Source organism: Arthrobacter sp. ov407 (assembly GCF_900102895.1).
Lineage (GTDB): Bacteria > Actinomycetota > Actinomycetes > Actinomycetales > Micrococcaceae > Arthrobacter.
In genome coordinates this window covers 12,924-25,726 of the sequence record NZ_FNGD01000020.1, presented here as the reverse complement: position 1 = coordinate 25,726, position 12,803 = coordinate 12,924, and the positions used below count along the sequence as shown (strand labels likewise).

At 62.3% G+C, this 12,803-nt stretch carries 13 protein-coding genes and 1 pseudogene; 5 read left to right on the top strand and 9 right to left on the bottom strand.

Annotated features, from left to right (window positions below; translation table 11 throughout):
* Positions 1–4: 4 nt before the first annotated feature.
* The 7 genes from BLS42_RS19150 to BLS42_RS20695 all read right to left on the bottom strand — a co-directional run bounded on the left by BLS42_RS19150 (position 5) and on the right by BLS42_RS20695 (position 6,014).
* The gene (locus BLS42_RS19150; RefSeq protein ID WP_090583936.1) at positions 5–880 is read right to left on the bottom strand and encodes an oxidoreductase; all 876 of its coding nucleotides are present in this window, start codon (positions 878–880) and stop codon (positions 5–7) included.
* A gap of 56 nt (positions 881–936) precedes the next feature.
* Positions 937–1,119: a hypothetical protein gene (locus BLS42_RS19145; protein ID WP_218122139.1), complete on the bottom strand. Its 183-nt coding sequence runs from the start codon at positions 1,117–1,119 to the stop codon at positions 937–939.
* Between the two features lie 544 nt (positions 1,120–1,663).
* Positions 1,664–2,839, bottom strand: coding sequence for a zinc-dependent alcohol dehydrogenase (locus BLS42_RS19140; RefSeq protein ID WP_090583934.1), 1,176 nt, complete (start codon positions 2,837–2,839; stop codon positions 1,664–1,666).
* 106 nt (positions 2,840–2,945) lie between these two features.
* Positions 2,946–4,109 (bottom strand): YihY/virulence factor BrkB family protein, encoded by a 1,164-nt coding sequence (locus BLS42_RS19135; RefSeq protein ID WP_090583933.1) that lies wholly within the window; start codon positions 4,107–4,109, stop codon positions 2,946–2,948.
* Positions 4,110–4,191: 82 nt separating this feature from the next.
* The gene (locus BLS42_RS19130) at positions 4,192–4,788 is read right to left on the bottom strand and encodes a DUF3618 domain-containing protein (protein WP_090583932.1); all 597 of its coding nucleotides are present in this window, start codon (positions 4,786–4,788) and stop codon (positions 4,192–4,194) included.
* An 18-nt stretch (positions 4,789–4,806) separates the two neighbouring features.
* A complete protein-coding gene (locus tag BLS42_RS19125; RefSeq protein WP_090583931.1) occupies positions 4,807–5,229 on the bottom strand; it encodes a phage holin family protein in 423 nt (140 codons plus the stop codon).
* Positions 5,226–6,014: a hypothetical protein gene (locus BLS42_RS20695; RefSeq protein WP_256336585.1), complete on the bottom strand. Its 789-nt coding sequence runs from the start codon at positions 6,012–6,014 to the stop codon at positions 5,226–5,228. Before BLS42_RS20695 ends, BLS42_RS19125 begins: the two co-directional genes overlap by 4 nt.
* Positions 6,015–6,273: 259 nt before the next feature.
* On the opposite strand from BLS42_RS20695, the gene BLS42_RS19115 reads away from it, so the two are divergent.
* Positions 6,274–7,080: a PRC and DUF2382 domain-containing protein gene (locus tag BLS42_RS19115; protein ID WP_090583930.1), complete on the top strand. Its 807-nt coding sequence runs from the start codon at positions 6,274–6,276 to the stop codon at positions 7,078–7,080.
* 93 nt (positions 7,081–7,173) lie between these two features.
* Positions 7,174–7,599: a MarR family winged helix-turn-helix transcriptional regulator gene (locus tag BLS42_RS19110; protein ID WP_090583929.1), complete on the top strand. Its 426-nt coding sequence runs from the start codon at positions 7,174–7,176 to the stop codon at positions 7,597–7,599.
* Positions 7,600–7,675: 76 nt separating this feature from the next.
* On the opposite strand, the gene BLS42_RS19105 is transcribed toward BLS42_RS19110, so the two are convergent.
* Complete coding sequence (locus BLS42_RS19105) at positions 7,676–8,155, bottom strand: hypothetical protein (protein WP_256336584.1); 480 nt, start codon at positions 8,153–8,155, stop codon at positions 7,676–7,678.
* A 910-nt stretch (positions 8,156–9,065) separates the two neighbouring features.
* On the opposite strand from BLS42_RS19105, the gene BLS42_RS19100 reads away from it, so the two are divergent.
* The 3 genes from BLS42_RS19100 to BLS42_RS19090 all read left to right on the top strand — a co-directional run bounded on the left by BLS42_RS19100 (position 9,066) and on the right by BLS42_RS19090 (position 12,442).
* Positions 9,066–11,276: a hypothetical protein gene (locus BLS42_RS19100; protein WP_090583927.1), complete on the top strand. Its 2,211-nt coding sequence runs from the start codon at positions 9,066–9,068 to the stop codon at positions 11,274–11,276.
* Positions 11,277–11,383: 107 nt separating this feature from the next.
* Positions 11,384–11,866, top strand: coding sequence for a sensor histidine kinase (locus tag BLS42_RS19095; RefSeq protein ID WP_090583926.1), 483 nt, complete (start codon positions 11,384–11,386; stop codon positions 11,864–11,866).
* A 195-nt stretch (positions 11,867–12,061) separates the two neighbouring features.
* Positions 12,062–12,442: a nuclear transport factor 2 family protein gene (locus BLS42_RS19090; RefSeq protein WP_090583925.1), complete on the top strand. Its 381-nt coding sequence runs from the start codon at positions 12,062–12,064 to the stop codon at positions 12,440–12,442.
* Positions 12,443–12,490: 48 nt separating this feature from the next.
* On the opposite strand, the pseudogene BLS42_RS19085 reads toward BLS42_RS19090, so the two are convergent.
* Positions 12,491–12,784: pseudogene (locus BLS42_RS19085) on the bottom strand (SDR family NAD(P)-dependent oxidoreductase); the annotation flags it as partial.
* Positions 12,785–12,803 lie beyond the last annotated feature (19 nt).

The following is a 12,803-nucleotide window of genomic DNA, read 5'->3' as shown; positions in this document are numbered from 1 at the left end:
TCTTTTAGAAAGGGCCACCAATTAGGTTCAGTGCCTGGATCGCGTCGGCTGGCAGCTCGAGCGCGGCAGCCGAAACGTTTTCCCGGAGGTGCGCGAGCGAGGACGTGCCGGGGATGAGCAGGATGTTCGGTGAGCGCTGCAACAGCCAGGCCAGGGCGACACCCATCGGGGTTGCCTGCAGGCGTTCGGCGACATCCCTGAGGGTGTCGGACTGAAGCGGCGTGAATCCGCCTAACGGGAAGTACGGCACGTAGGCGACTCCCTGCTCCGCGAGTGAGTCCACGAGCTGATCGTCCTGCCGTGTGGCGATGTTGTAGAAGTTCTGCACTGAGACGATGGGGGCGATCTGCTGTGCCTCGGCGATCTGCTCGGCGTTGACGGTGCTGAGACCGAGATGTTTGATCAGCCCTTCCTGCTGTAGTTCGGCCAGGGCGGTGAAGGGTTCGGCGAGTGAACCGGGGGTGGGGCTTTCGAACCTGCCGACTCGCAGATGCACCAAGTCGAGGACGTCGAGGCCGAGGTTCGTGAGGTTGAGGTGGACGGCTTGCTGGAGCTCGCCGCGTGAGAGAGCCTGCGGCCAGTTCCCGTCCGCATCGCGACGCGCACCGACCTTTGTCACGATATGAAGGTCCCCTGGGTAGGGGTGGAGAGCTTCCTTGATGATTTCGTTGGTGATGTGGGGCCCGTAGTAGTCCGCCGTATCAATGTGGTTGATGCCCAGACCCACGGCCTCGTTCAAGACGGCGAGGGCACCGTCGCGGTCAGCGGGCGGTCCGAACACGTGCGGGCCAGCGAGCTGCATCGCCCCGTATCCCATGCGGGTCAGCGTGAGATCCTCCGAGAGTGAGAATGTACCCCCGGGAAGCTGTCCGGCTGCCATGCAGGTCCTTTCGACGGTGTGCAGCGCGAGCTTCCCGCCAGGACTACGTCCCGGGGTCAGATGCTGGGCTCGGGTTCGACCAGCGTCAGGATCGTGTCCGGGCGTACGCCGTCGAATTTCATGGCGTCGGCCGCGGCCTCGGACTCCATCATTCGCTGGAATGTGTCCATGTCCGGGACTTCGACGATCAGGCCGACGCGGTTGGTTTTCTCCGGGTCGACAAAAGTCCGAACAGTCATGCCCATAGGTCCGAAGAGTTCCTGGCGTCGCGGCGAGCTCAGCCAGTGGTCTACGTCGTCTACCTCATGGAAAATCAATAGAGTTGCCATCGTTGCCTCTGCTTTCGAAAGCGGTATCAGGAGCCGGATTGGAAGGCAATCGCATGTAGAACTCCTAATCCAAGCAGAAATTACCACGGCAGCCTTATCTTCGATAGGGAGCCAGAAAAGGTGGCCACGATCAGGCCGATGAACAGGGAGATGTCAGCGCCACCTGCGCCGGACCCACCGGGCAGGGCCGCAGCATCATCGCGGACCCCGAGGGCGCCGTTCTGTCCGATGCCCCTTCCGTGCTGTCCACCGAGCTTGACATGGGGCGTCCGGGCAGGGTCCGATCAGGCGGCCGGACTGAACCGGATGTGGTCCCAGTTCAGGGCGGATGAACCTCCCATCGAACTCCCCATCTACGGCGGCCGGATCAATCCCGCCAACTGGACACCGGAAGCCCACATGAAGAGCCAGCCGTAGTCGGGCTTAGGAATCTCCCGGAGCGCGGGCGTCTCCGCTACGGCTTCAGGACCACCTTGATGCAGCCGTCTTCCTTTTTCTGGAAGATCTCGTAGGCGGCCGCGGCGCCGTCGAGGGCGACCTCGTGAGTTTTGAGGTCCATGACGCCGAGCGGGTCTGCGGGATCTTCCACGAGCGGGAGCAGCTCGTCCGTCCACCGGCGGACGTTGCACTGGCCCATCCGGAGTTGGATCTGTTTGTCGAACATGGTGAGCAGCGGCATGGGGCTCGCTGTGCCCCCGTACACCCCGCTTAGCGAGACGGTGCCTCCCCGGCGCACGGAGTCGATCGCTGCATGGAGAACCGTCATGCGGTCTACGCCGGCAGTCTCCATGGCCTTCTTGGCCAGGGCATCGGGCAAGAGGCCCACCGCATTCTGCGCAAAGGCGCCGACGGGCGAATTGTGCGCTTCCATGCCGACGGCGTCGACCACCGCGTCGGGGCCCCTTCCGTCGGTCATATCGCGAAGCTGGTCACCAACGTCCTTTGTGAAGTCAATCGTTTCCACTCCGTGCCGCTCGGCCATGCGGCGGCGTTCCGGAACCGGCTCGACGGCGATGACCCGCTGGCCCAGGTGACGCCCGACCCGGCTGGCGAACTGCCCCACCGGGCCGAGCCCAAAGACCGCCAGTGTTCCGCCAGGGGGGACGTCCGCGTATTTCACTCCCTGCCAGGCAGTGGGAAGAATATCGGAGAGGTAGAGGTACCGCTCATCGGGCAGGTCATGCCCGACCTTTATCGGCCCGTAGTCGGCGTGGGGGACGCGCAGGTATTCCGCCTGCCCGCCGGGGACCGACCCGTAGAGCTCGGAGAACCCGAACAGGCTCGCCCCGCTGTTGTGGGCATGAACCTGAGTGGTTTCGCACTGAGACTGCAGCCCCTGTTTGCACATCCAGCAATGACCGCAGGAAATGTTGAAGGGGATGACCACCCTGTCGCCCGGCTTGAGGTTCCTTACTTCGGAGCCCACCTCCTCAACGACACCCATGGGTTCGTGGCCCAGGATGTCGCCGGCCTTCATATAGGGGCCGAGGACCTCGTACAGGTGGAGGTCTGAGCCGCAGATCGCCGTTGAAGTGATCCTGACGATGGCGTCCGTCCCCTTCTCAATGACCGGATCCGGAACCATCTCCACGCTGACCGACCGCTTTCCCTGCCAGGTAAGTGCCCTCATTTTCGCTCCTTGAGTCGCAACCAAATTAGTAAGCCTACTGATCAACAAGATCATTCCTTGTTCGCGCCTGGATGGGAAGGAGTCCCGTCCAGGGCCCTAAGGGATATCAGGTGCGATCGATTTTGCTGGCGCCGCTCAGTGGAGTGCTCCGGTCCCGCTGTTTCAGCTGTTCCTCGTCGGCGTCGCCGTGCTGTTCCCGCAGTTCGCGCCCGCGGCGGATGTCGTCTTCTTCGCGGGCCTGGAGCTTGTCGCTCTTCTTGGTGTCCCGGGGCGGCAACTGGATGGTTTCCTCGGCCTCGATGCCGGCCTGGAGCTGGCGGCCACGTTCCATCTCGGCGTCGAACTCGGCGCCGAACAGCAGGGACATGTTCAGGAGCCAGAGCCACAGCAGCGAGATAATGACGCCGCCAATCGCACCATAGGTCTTCTCGTAACTGCTGAAGTTGGCGACGTACAACGCGAAGCCGAGCGAGGCCAGCAGAAAGACGACCAGGGCGATGAAAGACCCCAGGCTCATCCAGCGGAACTTGGGCTGTTTCACGTTCGGGGTGGCGTAGTAAAGAATGGCGATCGCCAGCACGACAAGCACCGCCATGACCGGCCACTTCAGGATGCTCCATACGGTCAGGAATGCGGCGCCCAACCCGATCGCGTTGCCGACGGCCTCGGCCACCGGCCCTGTGAGGACCAGCATGGCGGCCAGCACGACGACGATCAGCAGGTTGACGATGGTGACGCCGAGTACGGTGCCCCGGAGCTTGATGAACGGCCGGCCCTCATCGATTTCGTAGATCCGGTTCATTGCCCGGGCAAACGCACCAACATAGCCGGAGGCGGACCAGAGGGCGGTGAGGATGCCGATCACGAGGGTGAGTCCGGCAGCGGAGGAGCTGCTGAGCTGCTCGACCGGCTGGCGGATGGCGTCCACAGTTTCAGCCGGCGCGAAGCCCTGGACAATCTCCAGGAGAGCGGATGTGGTCTTCTCGGCCTGCCCGAAAATGCCCAGCAACGACACCAGGGCCAGCATCGCCGGAAAGAGGGAGAGGACCGAGTAGTAGGTCAGGGCTGCGGCGAGATCGGGACACTGGTCCTTGGTGAATTCACGCAGAGTCTTCTTCGCGATGTACTGCCACGACGGTTTAGTGACATCCGTGGGGCTGTCGGGCTTGCGGGAGTCGTCCGGGACAGGCGCCGTGCGGGCCTTGGCCGTGCTGCTTTCCTCGGTTTCCGCGCTGGTAGGTGCTAGCTCTGCGACGTCGTTCTTTGCCATGGGGGCCATCCTTTAGGGGGTCCGGTGCAGCGGCCGGCCGCCCATCGCGTCAGCGAGAGGCGGCCGGCCGGATCCTGTGTACTTAAGCCTGCTGAACGTTGTCCTTGGCGTCGGCGGTCCGATCCTTCACATCGGCCACGGCGCCCTGGCCCTCGGCCTTGACGTGATCGGTGGCTGCCGCGGCGGTGGCCTTGACGTTCTCCATGGCCTCCTGGGCGGGCTCCTTGAGCCCTTCGGCCACGTGCTTCGCGGCTTCCGTCAGTTCCGTGGTGAGCGGTTCGGCCGCGGTCTTCAGGGCATCCGCGGCTTCACGTTCTTTCTCGCTGGCCGGGATCAGGGACGAGACCAGCAGGCCTGCGCCGAAGGCGACCAGCCCGGCGGCCAGCGGGTTTCCCTGGGCTTTGGCCTTGACCTGGACCGGGGCGTCGCCAATCGCGGCGCCGGCGTCGCCAAGGTGTGCCCCGGCGCTGCCCGTCGCGGAATGCACGTTGCCCGCGGTGTGGTCGGCTGCTCCCATGACTTTCTCCTTCACTCCGAAGACTGCGTCCTTGACCTTGTCGGTTTGCCGCTGGACGATATGCGACGGCGTGACCTTGTCCGCCACCGCGTCGACGTTGGTGCCCAGGCGGGCACGGGTTGCTTCAATATCTGCTCGGATGACATCCGGGTTTTCACTCATCGTGTTTCCTCGCTGAATCTAAGAGTTGGGCTTAAGCGTGGGGGGAATTTCCTGCAGCGTCTCGGCGGTCTGGGGCAGGCCCTTGATCGCCTTGAGTTCCTTCCGGCCCCTTGAGGCAAGGACGGCCGCAACGATGCCCCACACGATGGCGACTACAACGGCGGACCAGCCGTGGCCCATCAAGTCGCCGAGCGCCCACCAGAGCGCCAGGGACAGGAAGACCAGGACGAAATGGCCCGCAACGCCGGCGCCGGCGAACATTCCGCTGCCCTTGCCCGCCCGGGTCGCGGACTGTTTCAGCTCGACCTTGGCCAGTTCGACTTCCTGGCGCATCAGGGTGGACATGTCCCGCGTCACATCGCCGAGAAGATCGCCCAGGGACGACGTTTCAGCCTTGGCGTGAGCGGCCGTGGGAGGCGCCTCCGGTATCTGGTGGCTCACAGCTGACCACCCTCTCGGCTCGGGAACGGAGCGTTGTCCCGAAGGGTCGTGTCGGCTGCAGTGCCGGACGGCAATGTTTGAGTCGAAACAGGACCCGCCGCGCCGGGCAGGACGGGCTCATCGAAGAACCGGTCCCCGGAGCCGGCAGCGATCACCGTCTCCTGGTGGGCGGGGGTCGTAGCCGGGGATGAGGTCCGAGCGGGCTTCGATGCCGTCTGCTGCGTGTCGGGAGCCCCGGCCTGCAGGCTGCGTCCCAGTCGACCGGCCAGCATTCCGGCGCCAGCTGCGGCCAGCAGGAACGTCCCCGGACGCTGACGCGCAAAGGACTTCACTTCCTCCAGCAGCGATCCCGGATCCCGATTTTCAAGCCAGGAAGCCACGGACTGGGACCGTTCCGCGGCCTGACGGACAAGGTCAGCTGCGACGCCGGGCTGGTCAGATGCGTCCGCCATCGTGTGCAGCTGCGAAGAGATGGTGCGGATCCGCTCAGCGGCCTTCTGCTGCTGGGTGCCTGCCTGATCCGTCAGGTCGGCTTTTGCCTGGTGCAGCAGGTCGCGGGCACTGGTCTTTACCTCGGAGGCGACGTTGGCGGCCTCCGCCTTGGCGGTTTCGGCGACGTTTTTGGCTTCCCCTGCGGCGTGACCTACCACTGCTGCGGCTTCGTCTTTCACAGCGTCTTTCGTGGACGGCGAGCTCTGCACACCACCGGAGCCGACTGCTCCGGTGCTCAGGTACTCGTCCGTGGACGTCGATGGAGTCGTCTGGGGCCATGGGTTTTCTGTCATCGTTGCTCTCTTTCAGGAAAGGTAGCCGGTGAATCGTGAACCAGCAGTGCCGAATGAATTAGTAAGCACGGTTACTAACCAAATACTAAGCACACTTCCTGTTTGCTTCGCAACACATCCGGCCGGCGCGACTCGCGGCGGAAGAAAAATAGTAAGTAAGCTTGCCAAGCACTTACTAAGCATGCTTATGGTGTGTCATGCAACGTTCACTGCGGAGTCGTTGCCACACCAAACCGCATCACAGATCCAAGGAGACATCATGCTCGCCAAGGAACATATCGATGACCTGCTTCAGCGCAACGGAAACGTCCTTTCCACCGATGGGGACAAGATCGGATCCATCGGCCAGGTCTACGCAGACGACAACAACGGCCAGCCCACGTGGGTAACGGCCAAGACCGGGCTGTTCGGCACCTCGGAATCCTTCGTCCCCCTGGAAGGGGCCCGCACCGAGGGGGACGACATCCTCATCCCGTACACCAAGGACCACGTCAAGGACGCTCCCCGCGTCGACGCCGACGGGCACCTCGAGCCTGCCGAGGAGGAACGTCTCTACGCCCACTACGGCCTGGGCGGCGGAAGCCAGACCTACGCCGATACGACAGGTGGCCGGGACGCGGACTACCGCGACGCAGACTATGCAGACACCGACCGCGGCACTGTAGGACGCGACACCTCCGGCCCCACCACCGATGATGCCATGACCCGCTCCGAGGAACGCCTGAACGTCGGCACCGAAAGGGAAGCCACCGGACGGGTGCGGCTGCGCAAGTACGTCACCACCGAAAACGTCACTCAGACCGTTCCGGTACAGCGCGAAGAGGTCCGACTCGAACGTGAACCCATCACCGATGCCAACCGTGGATCGGCGATGTCCGGCCCGGGCATCAGCGAGGAAGAACACGAAGTCGTCCTCCACGAGGAACGCCCCGTCGTGGAGAAGGAGACGGTCCCGGTCGAACGCGTCCGCCTCGACAAGGAAACGGTCACTGACGAAGTAACCGTCGATGAGGAAGTCCGCAAGGAACGCATCGAAACCGACGGCGACGACGGCATCCGCCGCTAGCAATCGTGGGCAGGTCAGGGGTCGCGGCTAACGCCGGCCCCTGGCCTGCCCCTTCTGTTTGTCCTTTGTTCCGCTCCAGGAAGGCCGCCAACGATGCCACCCGATCCCCAGGCCAACGTCCGGGACGGCTACCTGCTTCTCACCACAGCGGCCCGCCTGGTTCAGCGCCGGCACGACGACGCACTCGCGCCGCTGGGTCTGACGCGAGCCGCCGTCATCGCCCTTAAAGCAGTGGCGCCCCGCCCGCTAAACCAAGAACAGCTTGCCGCGAAAGTGCACGTTCAAAGCCAGACGCTAGGCCGCGTCCTGACCCGCTTGGAGGCAGGAGGCCTCGTCTCGAGGACAAGAAACCCGCAGGACCGCCGTCAGTTCCACGTTGAGATAACGGAAGCGGGGGAATCGGCCCTCGGCGCAGCCCGTGAGGCTGAAAGCGCCGCCGTTTCCTCAGACTTCGACGGATGGGAAATCCTTCGGGACCAACTCTCGCGGTTTGTGAATTCCTTCCAAAAGCCCCGATAAGCAGGGGATTCGCCCCGCAGTTGATCCGCCGGGTGGAGGCAGGGCGCAGGAGTTCCGCCTATACCGCCTGGTTGCCTCAGGTCTGGGCCTCTGTGGAGGGGGCGCGCAGGTCGGGGTCCGCGCTGGTACGCTGCGCATCCACGGACGGCACCGGCTCGTTATCCGCACGGCGGAAAGAGAGCCAGGCCGCGACTCCCGCGGTCACCGCGATGGCCGCCACTCCGGCAATCACCCAGGCCTTCCCGGACGCCGTCCGCCGCGACTTAGCCCGGGCGGGTGCCGTGACGAGTTGCGGTGCAACCCGCTTCAGGCCCTCTTGAACACGGGGAGTCAGAGTTTTCACTTCACCGGCAAGATCGTCGGCGAGCCGCCGTAGTCCGGCCTGGATCCTCGGGGATGCCGATTCAATCCCGGCATCGAGCCCGGCCACCACTCTTTTCAACGCCGCCTCGACCCCGGGAGTGGCCCACTCCCTCCCTTCGGTGAGCTGAGACATGAGATTTTCTGAGAGATGGCGGATCTGATCGGCCTGGGTCTTGGGTGTTGCCGTGCGCATGAGTGCCTCCTCGATGTGGTGGATGCCCATAGCCTACGGCGGCCGGCGCCGGAGAAACAGGCCCTTCCGGCCGCAGCCAAAACGAACGCCGGGGTGTGAACTCTGCTACGGAGCGGACGACGGCGGGACGTCCCGCCGTCGTCCGTTTGTGTTTGTGCCGTTCCCCTAGAGGGCTGGCGCCCGAGAAGTTGTGCCGACTTCGGCTTCGTCCGAGCTCACTACTATGTGAGCACCGCCGCCACCACCGCCACCGCCACCGCCGCCGCCCTCATTAGTCGGCACATCGCTAATTGCGTCCCAAGCGCGACCGGTGAGGTCCTTAGTCGCGTCCCATATACCCGAAAAACTCAACGCAACTGCGTCAGACCCAGATTCCGCTGTTCTTGAAACCACGAGATCTGGCGTCTTGCGTTCGGCTGTTAATAGTGCTGTTTGACCGTGCCCCATCGCACGAATTCGATCTCCCTGGCGGGATTCGACAGGTTCAGATGTAGAAACACCGGGCGCGTCTGCAACCGGCTTAAAAGAAATCTTAATCATTTTATCTCCGTTGATCCCCAGATTCGGAGTTGTTTAACAGATACGGAAGCATGAGCTTCGCGACCAGCGATATTCCACCGCAGCGTCAAAATTTAGCGCGGGAATAATCGGCACACATGCGAATTTTTGGCAGGTCAGTCTCTGAGTTATCCCCCCCATCATTGACTTTCACTCGTCATGGTCCTCGTAGGAGACACGAAAGTCAACGGCGACTGTTGACATGCGGTTCCGAGTCGATGTAATGAGGAAAGCAGCCAACCGGGGCTGTGAGCTACGAACCGAAACCGGACCGCCGCTCCCCCGAACACCAATCGGATATCGAACCCAGTAGCGATGTTCAAGGAAGGTTTGTGGTGGTTATGATTCGGTCATGCCGAACCCGCGATTGTCTCTCGCCCTAGAACGGATTGGCCCTGGAGACTGGGAGATATTCGAACAGTTCGCGTCGGAGTTCTTAGCTGTCGAATATCCGGCCCTGCGGACGATGGCCGCTCCGAACGGAGACAAGGGCAGAGACGCCGAAATATTCACGATTGACGGTGTGTCAAAAGTTGCATTTCAGTATTCTGTGACGGCGAGTTGGAAGACGAAAATTACCCGCACGCTGGACACCCTCAAGTGGAACTTTCCTTCCGTCAGCACCATGATCTACCTGACCAACCAGGTGATTGGTCCGGCTGCCGATGGACTCAGGGAAGAGTCCCGACGTGACCGGAATATAACCGTAGATATCCGGGACCGGTCGTGGTTTGTGGACCGTGAGCAGTCCTATCCTCAACGACGTGTGGCAAGTCAAGAGCTGGCTAAGAGATTTGTCGATCCGCTCCTGTCCAAACGCGGGGTCATCGACAGAACACCGACCTTGACAGCGGACGAGAGCAAGGTCGCGGTGCTGCACTTGGCACTCGACGGCGAAGACCAGGCAACCGATCAGAGTCTCACCAAGAGCTGCTTCGATTCGTTGGTCCTGGCGGCGCTTCACGATTCGAGCACAGACAACAGACTCAGCCTGAGCGAAATCCAAGACGGCGTCGCCCTCCGCATGCCCGTCGGGAAGCGAGGGCAGATCGATGCTCTGACCCTGAGCGCGTTGAACCGCCTGTCCCGGAAGGGGCCCGTCAAACAACACAAATCAGCGTCCGCGTCTGAGGACACTTACCATCTCAGTTTTGAGGAGGCCAAAAAGATAAATGATCAGACGGCCAAGTTCCTTCTGGACGAAGCTGCTCTAGATGCGGAGCTCGTTGTGGCGGTCCGAGCCCTCGAAGTACCGATTGAACTGGGCGAGACGCAGTTGACAGAGATTTCTCGGGAGCTCCGAACTGCCTTGGACGAAACACTCCTGGAACGCGGTGAGTCTTTTGCCGAAGCCGTGGAAACAGGAGAACCGTTCCAGCTCAGCCCTGTAGCCATAGCGGACAAAATTACAGCAGCTGGAGGCATCAGTGAGCTCAGCTCTGATGCCGCGGCCGCGGCCATCATGCATGTACTGGAGCAGCCTTCGCCCCAAACGCAGTCCCATCTCCGGCGACTAGCTGACGCATACACGCTTTTCGCGTTCCTGAAACAGACCCCGGACGTCCAGAAAGTCATGCTCAACGTCTTCAGTGAAGGCGACATATGGATGGACACCACCGCGATCCTGCCGCTTATCGGAGAGACCCTGGTAGACGATCCGGAAGAGCGCCACTTTACGATTTTGATGCGAGCAGCGGTAGACGCTGGGTTGCTTCTATTCGTAACGGAAGGAGTCGTGGAAGAGGTTGAAAGGCACCTCAACCTGGCCGTTGCTTATGGTCACAACAGAACGTCGGTCTGGACGGGAAGGGTCCCCTTCCTCTACTCGGCCTTCGTGCTCTCGGGCCGGCCAGAGACTGAATTCTTGGACTGGCAAAGGCACATCTGTGGACGCGAACAGCCGTTGCAGGACGTCAGCGACTACCTTGCCGACGAATTCTCTGTCGAGACCAAAAGTCTCCTAGAGTACTCCGATGCCGCGTCGATCGAACTTCGGGGCGCAGTTCAGGAACTATGGAATGAGACTCACGAGAGAAGGCGACAACGGGGTGACTACGGAGCCGAGCAAGGGACGCGGTCCCGCCTGGTTGCCCACGACGTTGAAAACTCAGTCGGCGTCATCGAGTACCGCCGGACGACTGGGCCATCACCCATGGGCTACCTGGCATGGTGGCTGACGTTCGATGGAACAGCAATGAAAATGAAGGACCACCTCCGGGAACGCCTTGGCCCTCATGCGCCTCCGTCGCCCGTCTTGAGCCCGGATTTCCTCACTCAATTGCTTCGCTTGGGCCCCCTTCGTACCGCCATCGAGCAGGATCTGAGAGTGCAGTTACCCCTGCTCACGGACATGAGCGTCAATCACTACGCTCCGCAGGCTCTGCTCGATTTAGCACGAGAAACCAGAGAAAAGTCGTCGAGTCAGAATGAACGCGTGGTGCGTCGTGAAGTCCGCGACGCTGTGAACCGTGCAAGACAGCAGATGGGTCCAGCGGCGGTAGGCGGCGTCCGAGCAATGGAGGATCGAATTTCAGCTTCCATCAAACGTCAGTCACCCGAATGAATCCGACCGGCGGGCACATATAACCAGCAGTTGGACGGCGGGATTTCCCGCCGTTTCCCTCGGCGCGGCACCGGAAAATGCCAACGACACAAGCGCACAGTAAGAACATGAAATCACTACTAAGCGATGAAGTCGTCGCCGTACGTGGCGTCCTCACCGATACACACCCGGTCGATTTCCATGTTCTTGGGCTCACCGGCGCAATTGACCGTCTGGCCCTTCCCCTCCGCAGACGCGGCACCGTGGTGCATCTGGAGACTCCGCGCCACCGGATGGAAGTAGACCGGCCGTCCGCAACTCTTCTGTACCGGGCGGCGCAGGAGCTCCTCAGCAATGTCTATAAATTCGCTCAGGCATCAGCTGTGACGGTCCGGCTCGGCTGCGTCACCCACGGCATGAGCCACGGCGTTCAGCTCAAAGTGATCGACGACGGCGGTGGTTTCGACGTGCCGGCAGCCATGATTGGCCGGCACACCGGCATGGGACTGCGCCTCATGCGCGTGGCCGTAGGCCTTGCAGGCGGAGAGGTCATCATCGATTCGTCCGCCGCCGCGGGAACTTGTGTGACGATAACGCTGCCTCTGGACTAGCGTCGGCTGCCTAGATTGCCTCAGGTCCGGGCCACGGCGGGGCCGGCGTCCGGGGACGGGGGACTTTGGGCACTTGCCCCCGTCGGATGCTCCCCCGACCATGAAGACGACAAGATTCATACAGGGGCCGCGTCCGCCCCTCCAGACAAGAGCCTATGCAGAAACTGATGCTCTCCCAGAAATCAGGTCAAGACGGTGGATGAAACGAATGCAAACGAGAAGGTGGTCAAGCGGCTGATCGGTTGTATCAATGACCGTCGGGTTGCGGTCATGGACGAGTTGTTTCATGACGACGCAGTCATGCACTGGCCACAATCCGGAGAACTCGTGCGCGGCGCCGAGAATCGGAGGGGAATCTACAACGCCTTCCCACAACTGCCAACCATCACCCCGCGCCGGCTGACCAGCGGCGGGGACCTGGTCGTCGCCGAGGCGTTGTTGGATTACGGCGGCCCAAAGTACGAAACGGTCTTCATCTTTGAATTTCGCGAGGGCAAGATCGCCAAGGAGACGGCCTACTGGAGCGAGGCATTCGACGCCCCACAATGGCGTGCCCAATGGGTTGAAAAAATCTGAACAGAAAATCCGTGGCCGGTGTCCAGAATCCGGCCACCACGGCCTCGGGATGCCGGCGACGTTCGCCAGGGCGTCGACCCGCCCGCCGGCGGCAGCGACGACGGCGGCAACGGTCTCTTCGGTGGAGATGTCGCCGGCCACGGGAACCAGGTCCAGCCCGGCGTTCTCGGCGACGAGGTCATGCAGGCGTTCCTTGCTGATGTCGGCGGCGATGACGCGCCCGCCTTCGCTGGCGATCCGCAGGGCGGTGGCCTGGCCGATGCCGGAGGCCGCACCGGTGACGATGACTGCCTTGCCATGGAAAGACGCGAGGGACTGGGCCCGGTAAAGTACCGGACCCAGTCCCTCGCAGTGCCTCGAA